We start from the raw sequence: 13,534 nt of genomic DNA, 5'->3' as shown, positions 1-13,534 counted from the left end.
TACAAATCATGATTATTTTGCAGAATCCGTAGTGCCTGTGCTGTCGGAGGTTGTACCCGATTGGGATCTGTTTCTGCCGCCTCCGAATCCACCTTGTCCACCGCCGCCACCAGGACCACCCATACCTGAATTAGCTGTAGTTACACCTGATTCATTGACCCAAGTTACATTGCTAGTCGATTGGAAGGTAACCACTTGAGTTCCGCCGCTGTAGGTACCGTCTGTGTAGAGTCCATCCACCGCTTTACCTGTAGACGTACCACCGGAGTAGATTACGTATGAACCATCTTTCGCAAGATCCGGTGAGCTGACAACCACGGTTTGATAATCTTTTGCCGGAGCAAATGTCAGAATGTTGTTGCCTTCGCTATCTTGTACATGTACAAGTGTTCCAGCTTTTTGCGTTGCAGGGAATGTCATCACAATGGTATTTTGCGTAGACGTATCGGATGTTCCTTGTGCCATACCAGAGCTTCCGGCAGCCACGAGGTATCCACCGCTGATTTCAAATGTACCGTCATAATCCAATGCTCCGTTGCCGCTATCCGTTGGTCCGTTCACAATAACCGTTCCGCCAGTCATGTTGATGGAACCATTGGAATCCAGTCCGTCACCACCTGCGTTCACTGTGAGGGAGCCGCCGTTAATGTGGAACTCGTTATTACTTGCTGCTGCACCACCCATACCGCCCGGTCCACGTCCTTGCTGAGTAGTAGCTGTACCTTGGGATGCCTGATCGGTAGTTGATGTTGTGCCTGTTGTTTCGGTTACAGAGATGTTGGATGTCGTTGCTGCATCGGTTGTAGTAGTGCTATCTGTACTGGCCGCTGTATTCGCAGCTGTTTCCGTCTCGCCACCTGCAGCATTTACGCCATCATCGGATGCCGTTACATCTACATCCCCATCGTTCAGGGTGATGATTGCACCTTCAAGTCCTTCATAACTCTTCGCAATCGTGATGGTTCCGCCGTTAATCGTCAGGGCCTGATCGGCATGGATGCCGTCATCACCGGATTCGATGCTGAATGTTCCGTCGTTGACTGTTACGTTATTGTTGCTGTGCAAGGAATCATCCATGGAATCAATGGTATACGTACCACCATTAACCGTAAGATCTGCACCTGCTTTGAGTGCTTTGGCACTTGTGGACTCCGTTGCTGTTGTTGCTGTGTCCGCATCGGCATTGTTATCCGTTGTTGTTGTTGTTGTTGTTGTGTTAGCAGAGTTGGATGCTGTTGCGCCGTTCGTGTTAGTTCCCGCATTCGTACCGCTGTTAGTAGGCATCTCTGGCATATCCGCAGGAGGTTCGCCATCCGGTGGTGTACCCATATCGGTTGGTGGTGTGCCGCCACCCCATCCACCGCCACCGCCGCCAAATGGACCTTCTTCTACTTTGGCTGGTGCATTGGCGCTACCACCGGCAGTTACAATGGTGTATGTGCCGCCATCCGTAACAAGTGCGGTTTCGGCTTGAATACCGTCATTGCCACTCTGAATATCGAAGGTACCTCCTGCGATTGCAACGAAGCCTTTGGTGGTATCCGTGTCATTGGTGGATTTAATACCGTCGCCTTCGGCTTCAATGGTAATGGTGCCCGCTTGAATGGCTACCATATCCTTACCTTTGATCCCGTCATCGGCTGCTTTGACGCTGATGCTACCACTAATGATTTTCAGATCATCCTTGCTCGTAATACCTTCATTATAGTTACCTGTGACGGTCAATTGACCTGCACCGTTGAATGTAAGATCTGCTTTGCTGAAGATTGCAGCATCGGGCTCGTCTGTCGTAGCATCGGCGTACACATACGTTTTACCATCGGAAACGGTATTCTTGGTTCCTTTTTCGAGCGTAATTACCGCTTTACCGGCTTTTTGAATATAGATCGCTGCACTGTCATTATCATGGATGGTAGCTCCGTTTAATACGAGATGAACGGTGCCTTTATCGGCAACATTGACCACGATCTGTCCGTCGGTTAGCTCACCGCTAAGTACATAAGTGCCTGCTTCGGAGATGGTTACCGAACCATTCGCTGCTTTGGCGCCCGAACCGGTCACCGTTGCAGTTGTTCCGTTCAACTTAATCGCTGTGGAATCTGTCTCACTCCAGCTAATGTTGGTATCGTCAGCATCTAGAGAGACCAAATCCGCGTATTTTACTGAAGTTTGCTCGCTGACGGATACCGTTTTGGTTGTTCCTGTCGTTGACGTTGCGGCATTGGCCGTTGTGCTTGTCGTTGCTGGTGAACTGCATGCTGCGAGTAGGCTGGTAATCATGGCGATGGACCAAAGTTTGCTACCTGTTATCATGTTTTTCTTCATATTAGATCGTTCCCTTCGAATTACAAATTAATATTCCGTGGTTGGACTCATGGTTAACGAGATATCCAGGTTGCCGTTCCGTGTGCGGATCGCATCGAGGAATTCCTTTTGGCTAACACTTTCGTGAATGGTTACACTGTAGACCAGCTCGTACAGACTACCGAGTTCGGTCGTTCTGATTTTTTTTAGATCAAATGGTACGTTGAATTTATGGAACACTTCATTAAGGGCTTCTTCATAGCTTAAGTTTTCGGGAATGGTGACTTTCAGCGTTTTCAGCTGACTTTTCTTGCCGCCGAAGTTGAAGCGACTCAGAACAAACATCAGTACACACAGGATAATGGTGAACAGCACCGCGTATCCAAAAGCGCCTACACCGCAGGCCAGACCGGAAGCCATCGTGAACAATACATAAGCAATGTCTTTTGGATCACCAGGTGCACTACGGAAACGAATGATGGAGAAGGCACCTGCCAAGCTGAATGCTCGAGCGATGTTGCTGCCGATGAGCAGGATGATAATAGCGACAATGACGGGCAGGACAACCATCGTTAAGGTAAAGCTCTGGGAGTATGTGCTTTGGTTAGTCTTCATGTAGGTGAGGCTGATGATTAACCCCAGAATGATGGCAAGACCAATGGTGATGACTGCGTTGTTAAACGTCAGGTTGGTATCGGTTAGGGCTGAACTGAACAGTGAATCAAGCATATAGGACACTCTCTCTTTCTATAATCGTTTTATCTTGTTCTATGGATGGGTTGAAATCGGTACCTGGTACAAGAATGCGCTCTGTTTGGTAATTCAGGTTGGTTGTTCTCGCCAGATGTCTGAACTCGTTGCCGTATTTCGAAAATCCGGTGCGGTAGAGACCATGCTCACATAGCAGTTGCGACAGCCACAGCGGAACAGTTTTCTCGGCTTTTACTTCCATCAGCCATCGACCGTCCTTCACCAGCGGCTCACCGTAATCTCCCTGTTCCAGCTTCAGATCGTATCTGCGGCTGCGGATGTTGGTATCAAATGTAATGCGGAGATCGCGGCTGTTCTTGTCGAAGAGCGCTTTGCGTTCATACGCCAGATACACTTTCGGTTCCAAGTCGTATACCCGAAGGAAATATTTAATCTCCTCGACAACCTGTTTGTTCATGTAATCCGCCAGCTCCGGCGCCTGTCCCGAACGAACGAATTCGTAAGCTTCATCCAGCTTTAATGCTGTTCTGCGTTTGTTCACCAGGCCAAATACTTTCTTTTTAATCTCCAGATACACTTTGGCGTTCTCTTCAGGGATTCCATAAGCCCGCAGTCTCAGTTTCTCCTTGTATTTTGGTTTGGAGAGACTGGCGCGGATCAGCGAATCCTGCGGAGTGTCGAAGTACAGGTTGCTGATGGAGTAATACTCATGTTTCTTGTTGTAGGCATCCAGCTCCATGTATTTCAGCAGGTCATTGTAGAAATGTGCGTACTGCTCATCCGTCAGAAGGTACTTGCTCTCATATCGGTTGAATACTTCAATAGCCATGTGGGACTCATTCCTTTCGTGGGTGGGTTGTATGTTGTGTTGCATCGTGTATTGCTTCCATGTCTGTATCTTAGAGCCCCAACCTTGAATGAATCTTAAATGGTTTTACATTGCGTTAACATTTTTTTACCTTCCTATAATAGTTCGCATGCACAAAATGAATTAAGATTGATTCAAGGTTTAATTGGTAGAATAGGTGATATCATAAAGAGTTAATTGAAGACGAATAATTCAAGCAGAGGAATGAATAGAGCATGAGAATATTAATTGCGGAAGATGAGGTTCATTTGGCAGAGGCTGTATCGCAGATTTTGAAAAAAAACAACTACTCCGTGGACATGGTCCACGACGGCAGATCAGGATTGGATTATGCGCAGAGCGGCATCTACGACCTGTTACTACTCGACATCATGATGCCGGAGATGGACGGGATCGCCGTCCTGAAGAAACTCCGCAGTGAAGGCAATCATACGCCTGTCATTCTTCTTACTGCGAAAGGTGAACTATCGGACAAAGTCACAGGCCTCGATTATGGTGCCGATGATTATATCGCCAAGCCCTTTGCCACAGAGGAATTACTGGCCCGGATTCGAGCAGCCTTAAGGCGGAAGGGCGAAGTGGTTCCCGAGGACGGATTGAAATTTGGCGACATTGAGCTGAATACAACGCAGTTGAAGCTGAGCGTTCAGGGGAAGGAGATCAAGCTGAATCTGAAGGAGAATGAACTGCTGGAGCTGTTGATTGCCCGCAAACAGGCGATAACTTCCAAAGAGCAGATTATTGAGAAGTTATGGGGATTTGATTCGGAAGTGGAGTATAACAATGTGGAGGTGTACATCTCGTTTTTGCGCAAAAAATTAACCTTCCTGAACTCGGCTGTCCGCATTAACACGATTCGGGGTGTGGGGTATGTGCTTGAGGTGACGTCCTGATGTTCAAGAAACTCCGAAATCGATTCCTGATCGTGAATCTGGTGTCCATATCCATTATGATGCTGGTGGCATTTGCGACGATCTATACAATTACTTATCAGAATGTGCAACGTGAGACCAATATGGAGCTCTACAAGGTGTCTGATTTCTATCATAATCCTTACAATTCATCCAAGATGCCGCATGGGGAAGATGGCGGGATGGGGACGGGCTCTGGTACAGGCTCGAGTTCAAGCTCAGGCTCATTACCTTCCGATGTCATGGGTGGTGATAATGGAGGTCCGGGAGGGGATCCCAACTCACCTCCGGCACGTTCCGTTTCGTTCATGATTAAGACGGATGACCAGTGGAAGATTACGGATACGCATTCCCGATTTGATATGGAAGATACGTTCTACGCCGAGGCACTGCAAAAGGTTGACCAGAATAAGGTTGGTGATTCGGAACGGCAGACTGGACAATTTGCGCTGGATGGAACGGACTGGGCCTATGTGGTTGATCCGAGCGGTGACGGGCATATGATCGTATTCATTGATGTGACGGCACAACAGGGCATTCTTACGAATCTGATCTATACCTTTGCTGTTGTTGGATTAATCATGTTGATTGTGATTTACTTCTTGAGCCGTTATTTTGCGAATCGTTCCATTGCACCCGTCAGAGAAGCGTTTGAGAAGCAAAAACAATTCATCGGTGATGCTTCACATGAGTTGAAGACACCTCTGGCGATCATCAATACCAATGCGGACGTGCTGCTTGCGAATCAGGAGGATACCATAGCGAACCAGGCGAAGTGGCTTCACTATATCAAGTCGGAAACTGAGCGTATGACTGGACTTACGAATGATCTGCTCTATCTGACACAGATGGACGACTCACGCTCCACGATGATTCATGCGAAGTTTAATATGAGCGATGCGGTAGAGAGTATTATTTTGCCGATGGAAGCCGTTATTTTTGAGAAAAATATCTCCCTCGATTACAACATTGAGCCGAATCTTATGGTTCATGGGAACAGTGAGCAGATCAAACAGGTCATTCTGATCCTGCTCGATAATGCTGTGAAGTATTCGGGTCCCAAAGGGTCCGTAAACGTTACGCTCCAGAGACAGAATAATGATGTTATGCTGGCCGTGTCCAACACAGGGGAAGGCATTGCACCGGAACATCTCGATCGGATCTTCGATCGATTCTATCGTACGGATTCTTCAAGAGCCCGCAAACATGGTGGGCATGGTCTGGGTTTGGCGATTGCTCGTTCCATTGTGGATCAGCACAAAGGAGAGGTGTATGCTCGAAGCGTTGTAGGAGAGGGCGCTACATTTTACGTGCGGTTGTCGTAAGGTGGGAGTGATGAGCCAGCGTATGAAAAAATGCTACCTACGTTTCGGCTCCACACTAACCTTCCCTCCCACTCTATAATCGTTCGTCAGGCATAAGTTCTGCCTCTAATGGGTTAACCTATGCTACAATGGCAACAGTATGTATGAATCAAGGAGATGAACTGAACGTGGCAGAAGCAAACGCAATTAATGAACAAGAAATGATGCAGTATATTGCAGATAAAACGAAGGCAAGCCAGGCGAACATCGCTCTTGTATTGAAGCATGAGCAAGCGTACATCAACAAGGCGCACGAAAATGCCAAAGGTAACGATGTGGATATTGACGGCGATGATCTGGCTGACTACATCCTTAGTCGTAAAGATGTGAAGCTGGATGAGTTGACTGTGGAAAGCATCCTGGATGCTGAAATGGACTACTTGATGGACAAGGGTCACGCGGGATACATCGATTAAGTTGAGTGTGGGATATGGAGCTTGGACTGTGGCGTGAGGTTTAATGAGCTTCGTAATGATGGACGGCGGCATGAGGTGCTTGATTATCGGTGTTCGATGGTTGTTCAGTACGGCGACCAAGCATTTCTGTGGTCCGGGCAAAATCTAACGAACCTGATACGCGCTATCCAGTTATTTCTCGCTTGTTTGGAAATTTAACGAATTTGAGAAGCGTTATTCTCTGGATTTTAGGACTTTTCGGTGCAATGGCAGCATTTCCGCGGAATTAGCGTGTCTGAGATTCGTTAGTTCGGGAAATAAGCTTTTTTAGCCGATATAAGGTGCCCTAGGTTCGTTAGAGTGAATCACAAGATACAACGAGGCTTTAAATGGCTTTTTCAAAAGTGACATTTCACTTATGCAGCCTTCTGCACAGCAAGCGTTGTAATGTAAAAAAGACCTCAACTCCACATTACTGTGGTGTTGAGGCCTTTTTTAGATTGTAGTGACCAGGCATCCCTTCGGGAATACCTGTCGGTATAACTTTTCTAAGGATGGACTTGAAGTTCTATCGGACCGGATCCTACAGTTTACAGCTTCTTATTGACCAACCATACCGCCATCTACAGTGTAGAGGGAAGCTGTTACATATGATGCTTCTTCGGACAACAGGAAGTTCATCACCGCAGCAACTTCTTCCGGTTCGCCATAACGGCCCATTGGAATGCTGGATACGGTTGCTGATTGATAATCTTCCACGTTACCGGAATTTGCTTCGATCTGGCGCATCATGCGTGTATTGATTGTACCTGGCAATACAGCGTTAACCCGAATATTATAAGGTGCCAGTTCATTTGCAGCGGTACGCGTGAGACCAACTACGGCATGTTTGGACATAATATATGGAGATACAGCAGGTGCACCCATCAGACCCGCGAGGGAAGAGGTATTGAGAATCGCGCCGGATTTTTGTTTTTTCATCACTGGAATGACATTTTGCAGACCCAGGAATACCCCACGAATGTTGACGTTATATACGGTGTCGAGTGCTTCAACACTCAGGTCTTCGATCAGCCCTGTTGGACCTTCAATTCCGGCGTTGTTAGCAAAATAATCGATTCGGCCAAACGCATCCAATGCTTTTTGCACATAGTTTTTCACGTCTGCTTCTTGAGATACGTTCGCTTTTACTGCGATGACGTGCTCTTTGTCGAGGTTCAGATCAGTAATCGTCTGCTGGATGGCTTCTTCATTCAGGTCAACCAGAACTAGATTGATTTTGCGCTCTGCAAGGCGGCGTGCCAATTCTTTACCAATGCCTCCGGCTGCTCCTGTAATGACGGCTGTATGTGTATACGTTGTACTCATGATATATTCGCTCCTTATTCATTATTGGCAGGTATTTCTCAAAAAAAGTTTCAACCTGTCGTCTATCTTTCCTGTCTCAATGTTAAGATATACATAGCAATGTGACAATAATCATTGACAGCGCATATGTCAGCTATCGGACAGAGGTGTAAGCGGTGTTCATTTATATTACAATAATGAACAAAGGAGGCGAAAATGTTGATCATTGAACATCCTCAGGACCGGAGAGCACGAAGAACGCAGGATGCGATCATCGCTGCGGCGGTTTCTTTGATATTGGAGAAGGGAGCGGATGCCCTCACAATCCGGGATATTACGGAGCGGGCGGATTACAACCGCGGAACCTTTTATTTACATTTTCCCGGCAAACCGGAGTTGTTGCAGTTTATTCTGGATGATTTTATGCAGGGAGTGGGGCGAGCTTATGCAGAACCATACGCACAGCTCAAAGAAGTGGACATGACTGCATTGCTGCCATCCACGATGCCTGTGTTCGAATATATTGAGGCCCATCAGGATATCTTTCGTGCATTAATAACGATGCATTCCGATATGAGTTCCCGGCTGTGCAATATGTTTAGAACGTATCTAACCGAAGATTTTGTATTGGTGACCGAGGATAGTGAGTGGACGATTAATTACGACATCATGTTAAGTTATCTGGTATCTGCAACGGTAGGTGTAATCATGCATTGGGCAGAGATTGGATTCAAGTATTCTGCGCATTATATGGGAGAGCAGCTTACGGCGCTGATTAACATCAAACCGACCCGTCTGCTGATTGAACCAGGGCAGAAGGGCCGGACTATTCACGAGCGTATGATGTTGGATTAAAGGTCGAGTGAGAGTTTTGTTCTATATCAATTGAACTAAAGAATATTTACACTGCACACTCCGATGACAGAACAACCTTCCGATCGCTGTTATCCCCAGATTTTTTTGATTCCTTCTATAAAGGGTAAATCCGGGAATAAAGGCGAACGCTCCGCTTCTTCAGGTCGTTTCTGTCCTCTCCGTTTTGTGTAAATGTTTAGTTCAATTGATATAGATGAAGGAATCCAATTCGATTATCCGGTCATGGATTCATTAGCTGCCTGTTGCATCTGAAGCAACTGTTCGCGGATCAGGACCGACTCGCCGACCATAATTAAAGCCGGGTTATTCACTTGATGTGACAGGGCGAGGGAGTGGAGTTCGGCAAGTGTGCCGGTAATAATGTGCTCCTCCGAAGTGGTTCCACGTTCGATTAAAGCCGCAGGAGTGTGCCCACTTTTGCCATGGTGAAGCAATTCATGTTGAATCTGGGGTAGTTGGCTAATGCCCATGTAGATGACCAAAGTATCTACACTATGAGCGAGCAGGTCCCAGCGAACCGAAGATACACTTCCATCACTGCCGGTTCCTGTGACACATGCGAACGATGAAGCAACCCCGCGATGGGTTAACGGAATAAGGGATGAAGCGGATGTACCTACAGCTGAAGTGATGCCAGGAATGATCTCAAATGCAATCCCTGCTTCCGCCAGCACAAGTGCTTCTTCACCACCACGGCCAAAGATAAACGGATCGCCACCCTTGAGTCGTACGACTTGTTTGCCTTCCGCTGCATGTGCAGCCAGCATTCGTCCAATCATCTCCTGACTCATGGAGTGAAGGCCCGGCGCCTTGCCGCAGTAGATGCGGAGTGCTCCTTCACGAGCCTCAGCGAGCAATTGATCATTCACAAGCCGATCATACATAATGACATCTGCGGACTGAATACGTTTCAGGGCTTTTACCGTAATTAGATCCGGATCTCCAGGACCAGCGCCAACAATACTAACCAGGCCCCGGCTCATGGTCGTGTCCCCAATTTCGGTGTAACATCGGAACTTGCCAATCCTGAACGACCACCCGGAATGGTTGCCAGTTTGGATGAGAGCTTTACAGGATTTCCCCAGTGATGGGCGGCATATAGACCAAGGCCTGTAAATACAGCTCCGCCAATGAGGTTACCCACCAACACCGGGATCTGATTCCACAGCCACCAGTCAGCGACACTGACCTGTGCACCGAGCATTATGCCTGCGGGAATGACAAACATGTTCACCACAGCGTGTTCAAAACCTTGGGCGAAAAATATCGTAATAGGCAGCCACATCGCTACGATTTTACCCAGAGTAGAAGTGGATGTCATCGCCATCACTGCCCCGAGTGCGACCATCCAGTTACATAGAATGGCCTTGATGATCACCAGTACAATGCCTGCTCCGCCCAAATGCTGATATCCTAATGTTTTGGCTTCACTGGTCTGGATCAGCGTTTGAATCAGAGGGTTGCTCATATCCGTACCCATCTTGGTAATGGTCAGGCCGTATAACAGAGCATAGAATGCACATCCGAGCAGATGACCTGTGATCACCCAAAAATAATTTCGGAGCATATCCATCAGTGTGATTCTGCGTTTCATCATGGCGAGTGGAAGCATCGCAAAGTTTCCTGTCACCAATTCAAGGCCCAGCAGAATAATAATGACAAATCCCGCGGGGAATATCAGTGCACCTGCCAAACCAACGGAAGTTTGAGTTACAGCGGTATATGCCAATGTGGTTGCAAAAGCAAGGATCGCCCCTGCCAGAAAACCGCGGATCAGCATCTGTATCCGATTCATTCTGGCTTTGCTCTCACCAGCTTCGACCATCGATTGCAGCACTTCTGCAGGTTTAACAAAATCCATAGCGCACGCCTCCTTGATGTCAGGGTATCTCTAGCCTTTAACCCGCAATTGTGATGTAGATTTCTCCGCTGTTGCCGTCCACTTCTGTTTTGTAGGTATTCAAGCAGCCTTCATCCGGCTCGTGTACCTTACCGTTACGCAGATCAATCTTCCAATCATGTAAAGGACAATGAACCGCTGTCCCGCATACCATGCCCTCCGACAGCTTGCCGCCCTTGTGAGGGCAGCGATTCTCGACGGCGTGCAGACTTCCGTCGCTCAGTTTGAAGACTGCAATTTCGGTATCCTGTATCAGGAAGGTCCGTGCTCCCTTTTCATCAATATCTGCAAGGTGTCCAATTCGGAATTTGTTCATCGCTGTTCCTCCTCTTCTAGTGGGTTACCGGCTCGGCACCGGACAGTGGGGTGAAGTTTTTACGTAATTTCTCGTCTTGAATGATTTCTTTCCAAGGATCAACCGTGTGACCTAGGGTAACTTCCAGACGTTCAACCAGAGCGAGACGTACATCCCGATCCGCCAATGCTTCCTTCACATGATCCAGACCAACGCGTTCAATCCAAGCCGCTGTTCTCTCATTCCATTTTGCATTCTCTCTATAATATTGCAGGTAAGAGTATGTCCACTCTTCCACTTCCGCATCGGTCTTCACCGTACAGAGTAGCTCGGCTGCACGAACCTTGACTCCGGCGTTACCGCCAACATGAATCTCCCAAGCGCCATCAATGGCGACAACACCCAGATCCTTGATAGTCGCTTCAGCACAGTTCCGCGGACAACCTGATACAGCGAGTTTCACTTTGGCCGGGGCCACCATTTTGTCGAGTTTTTTCTCCAAACGAATACCCATCTCGATGGAATCCTGCGTGCCGAATCGGCAGAACGTATTACCTACACAAGTCTTCACCGTACGCAGCGCCTTGCCATAACCAAAACCGGAAGGCATATCGAGCTCTTCCCAGATCTTCGGCAGGTTCTCCTTTTGTACACCAAGCAGATCGAGACGTTGTCCACCCGTGAATTTCACCAACGGCACATCGTATTTCTCTGCGACAGTTGCAATTTTGATCAATTCGGCTGGAGAAGTAACACCACCATAGATCCGTGGAATAACGGAATAGGTACCGTCCTTCTGGATATTGGCGTGATAACGTTCATTGGTGAATTTGGATACACGCTCATCTGTGTATTCAGCCGGCCAGATCATACCGAGATAATAGTTAAGGGAAGGACGACACTTGGAGCAACCTTCCGGTTCATTCCAACCTAGAACATTCATAACTTCCTTGACGCTTTTGAGTCCCATCTCCTTGATCTGTGCAACAATTTCATCCCGATCATAGGATGTACAACCACAGATGCCTTCTTTGGTCTGTTCGCCTACATTATCGCCGGCATAATATGTGAGCAGGTTTTCGATAATGGGTTTGCACCCACCGCAAGAAGCGGAGGCTTTGGTACACGACTTGATTGCACCGAGTGTATTACAGCCTTTATTCAGAACAGCGTCCCCGATGGAAGATTTGGTAACACCGTTACAACCACAGACAATCTCGTCATCTGGCATACTTGCCATGCGTTCCGCGACAGATGGACCTGAGCCTGAACCACCGGAAGGTACGCCGAGTAGAATTTCTTTCTCGCGACCACTGATGTTCTCACCACTCTTAATGAGAGAAAACAGCGATGCGCCATCTGTGGTATCCCCAAACAGTACAGCTCCAATAAGCTGCCCATCCTTAATCACCATCTTTTTGTACACACCATCAACATCATCCTGAATACGAATGCTGCGAGTGTCCGCAGCGTCTTTGAATTGTCCAGCAGAGAACACGTCAACACCGGATACTTTCAGCTTGGTAGAAGTGACTGAACCTTCGTATCCTTCGGTTGCCGCGCCAGCCAGACGTTTTGCGAGCACCATACCTTGTTCATATAATGGAGCAACCAGTCCGTAGGCAATACCGCGGTGTTCTGCACATTCACCGACGGCAGAGATACCAGGAATGCTGGTATGCATATAATCATCTACAATGACTCCACGATTCACATCGAGACCGGTATTGCGAGCCAGTTCAATCTGCGGACGAATCCCGACAGCCATGACAACCAGATCTGCTTCAAGTACCGTTTGATCAGTGAAACGAATGGCTTTTACTCGATGTTTGCCTGTGATTTCTTCGGTATGTTTATTCAAAAGGAACTTCATGCCCTGCTCTTCAAGCTCACGCTGGAGCATCAGGCCTGCTGGCAAATCCAGATTCCGGTCCATCAGATGACCGTTAATATGGATGACCGTGACGTCCATGCCCAGATTGAGCAGCCCCCGCGCTGCTTCCAGTCCAAGCAATCCGCCTCCAATGACGGCAGCTTTGCGATACTTTTGCGATGCTGCCATCATGGTTTCGCAATCTTTGATATCACGGAAACCGATAACGCCTTCCTTGTTAGCTCCGGGAAGTGGCAGGATGAACGCCTGTGAACCGGTTGCCATAATCAGCTCATCATAGGCTGCGCGTACACCATTTTCAGATACAACTTCCTTGCGCTTGGTATCGATCTGAACGATCGGGTCACCCGGGTATACCTGAATGCCGTTATCTTCGTACCAGCTCCACTCATTGATTACGATATCTTCGATGGATGTTCCGCCAGCCAATACAGAGGATAACATGATCCGGTTGTAGTTGGGATGCGGCTCTGCGCCGAAGACTGTAATTTCATAAGCGTGCGGAGCAAGCTTAAGGATATGTTCGATTGTGCGGATTCCTGCCATGCCATTGCCGACCAGCACCAGTTTTTTCGTTGTACTCATTATGATTAGCCCCCTTAGGTCCATTCTGCAAACTGCCTCGAAACCTTGTCTCTAAAATCGAAAAAGCCTGTTATGCCTCGGAGG

At 47.8% G+C, this 13,534-nt stretch carries 12 protein-coding genes; 4 read left to right on the top strand and 8 right to left on the bottom strand.

Features of this window, described 5'->3' with window-relative positions:
- Positions 1–12 precede the first annotated feature (12 nt).
- Genes V6669_RS29190 through V6669_RS29180 form a run of 3 tightly spaced genes read right to left on the bottom strand, consistent with a single transcriptional unit; the run spans position 13 to position 3,844 of the window.
- Positions 13–2,325 (bottom strand): carbohydrate-binding domain-containing protein, encoded by a 2,313-nt coding sequence (locus tag V6669_RS29190; RefSeq protein WP_338589281.1) that lies wholly within the window; start codon positions 2,323–2,325, stop codon positions 13–15.
- 27 nt (positions 2,326–2,352) lie between these two features.
- Positions 2,353–3,033 (bottom strand): DUF4956 domain-containing protein, encoded by a 681-nt coding sequence (locus V6669_RS29185; RefSeq protein WP_076332062.1) that lies wholly within the window; start codon positions 3,031–3,033, stop codon positions 2,353–2,355.
- Positions 3,026–3,844 (bottom strand): polyphosphate polymerase domain-containing protein, encoded by an 819-nt coding sequence (locus V6669_RS29180; RefSeq protein ID WP_091036525.1) that lies wholly within the window; start codon positions 3,842–3,844, stop codon positions 3,026–3,028. Before V6669_RS29180 ends, V6669_RS29185 begins: the two co-directional genes overlap by 8 nt.
- A 254-nt stretch (positions 3,845–4,098) precedes the next feature.
- On the opposite strand from V6669_RS29180, the gene V6669_RS29175 reads away from it, so the two are divergent.
- The 3 genes from V6669_RS29175 (at position 4,099) to V6669_RS29165 (ending at position 6,574) form a co-directional block, all read left to right on the top strand.
- Positions 4,099–4,776 (top strand): response regulator transcription factor, encoded by a 678-nt coding sequence (locus V6669_RS29175; RefSeq protein ID WP_338589277.1) that lies wholly within the window; start codon positions 4,099–4,101, stop codon positions 4,774–4,776.
- Entirely contained in the window at positions 4,776–6,119 is a 1,344-nt protein-coding gene (locus tag V6669_RS29170) for a HAMP domain-containing sensor histidine kinase (RefSeq protein ID WP_338589275.1), read from the top strand. The genes V6669_RS29175 and V6669_RS29170 overlap by 1 nt, the downstream gene beginning before the upstream one ends.
- A gap of 200 nt (positions 6,120–6,319) precedes the next feature.
- Positions 6,320–6,574 (top strand): hypothetical protein, encoded by a 255-nt coding sequence (locus tag V6669_RS29165; protein WP_253442921.1) that lies wholly within the window; start codon positions 6,320–6,322, stop codon positions 6,572–6,574.
- A 579-nt stretch (positions 6,575–7,153) separates the two neighbouring features.
- On the opposite strand, the gene V6669_RS29160 is transcribed toward V6669_RS29165, so the two are convergent.
- On the bottom strand, positions 7,154–7,921 hold the full coding sequence (locus tag V6669_RS29160; RefSeq protein ID WP_338589273.1) for an SDR family oxidoreductase: 768 nt from the start codon (positions 7,919–7,921) through the stop codon (positions 7,154–7,156).
- Positions 7,922–8,116: 195 nt separating this feature from the next.
- Here V6669_RS29160 and V6669_RS29155 point away from each other — a divergent pair, with 195 nt between their 5' ends.
- A complete protein-coding gene (locus tag V6669_RS29155; protein WP_338589271.1) occupies positions 8,117–8,755 on the top strand; it encodes a TetR/AcrR family transcriptional regulator in 639 nt (212 codons plus the stop codon).
- A 233-nt stretch (positions 8,756–8,988) separates the two neighbouring features.
- On the opposite strand, the gene cobA is transcribed toward V6669_RS29155, so the two are convergent.
- From cobA to nirB, 4 genes are read right to left on the bottom strand one after another with little or no spacing between them, the layout of a single operon-like run.
- A complete protein-coding gene (gene cobA / locus V6669_RS29150) occupies positions 8,989–9,759 on the bottom strand; it encodes a uroporphyrinogen-III C-methyltransferase (RefSeq protein ID WP_338589269.1) in 771 nt (256 codons plus the stop codon).
- A complete protein-coding gene (locus V6669_RS29145) occupies positions 9,756–10,637 on the bottom strand; it encodes a formate/nitrite transporter family protein (protein WP_338589267.1) in 882 nt (293 codons plus the stop codon). The genes cobA and V6669_RS29145 overlap by 4 nt, the downstream gene beginning before the upstream one ends.
- A 37-nt stretch (positions 10,638–10,674) precedes the next feature.
- Positions 10,675–10,992 (bottom strand): nitrite reductase small subunit NirD, encoded by a 318-nt coding sequence (gene nirD / locus V6669_RS29140; RefSeq protein WP_074092734.1) that lies wholly within the window; start codon positions 10,990–10,992, stop codon positions 10,675–10,677.
- A gap of 16 nt (positions 10,993–11,008) precedes the next feature.
- Complete coding sequence (nirB, locus tag V6669_RS29135) at positions 11,009–13,450, bottom strand: nitrite reductase large subunit NirB (protein ID WP_338589264.1); 2,442 nt, start codon at positions 13,448–13,450, stop codon at positions 11,009–11,011.
- Positions 13,451–13,534: the final 84 nt, after the last annotated feature.

Origin of the sequence: Paenibacillus sp. Y5S-9 (assembly GCF_036894235.1) — a bacterium.
GTDB lineage: Bacteria > Bacillota > Bacilli > Paenibacillales > Paenibacillaceae > Paenibacillus.
The sequence above is the reverse complement of the archived record's forward strand: the minus strand, read 5'-3'. Positions and strand labels throughout refer to the sequence as shown.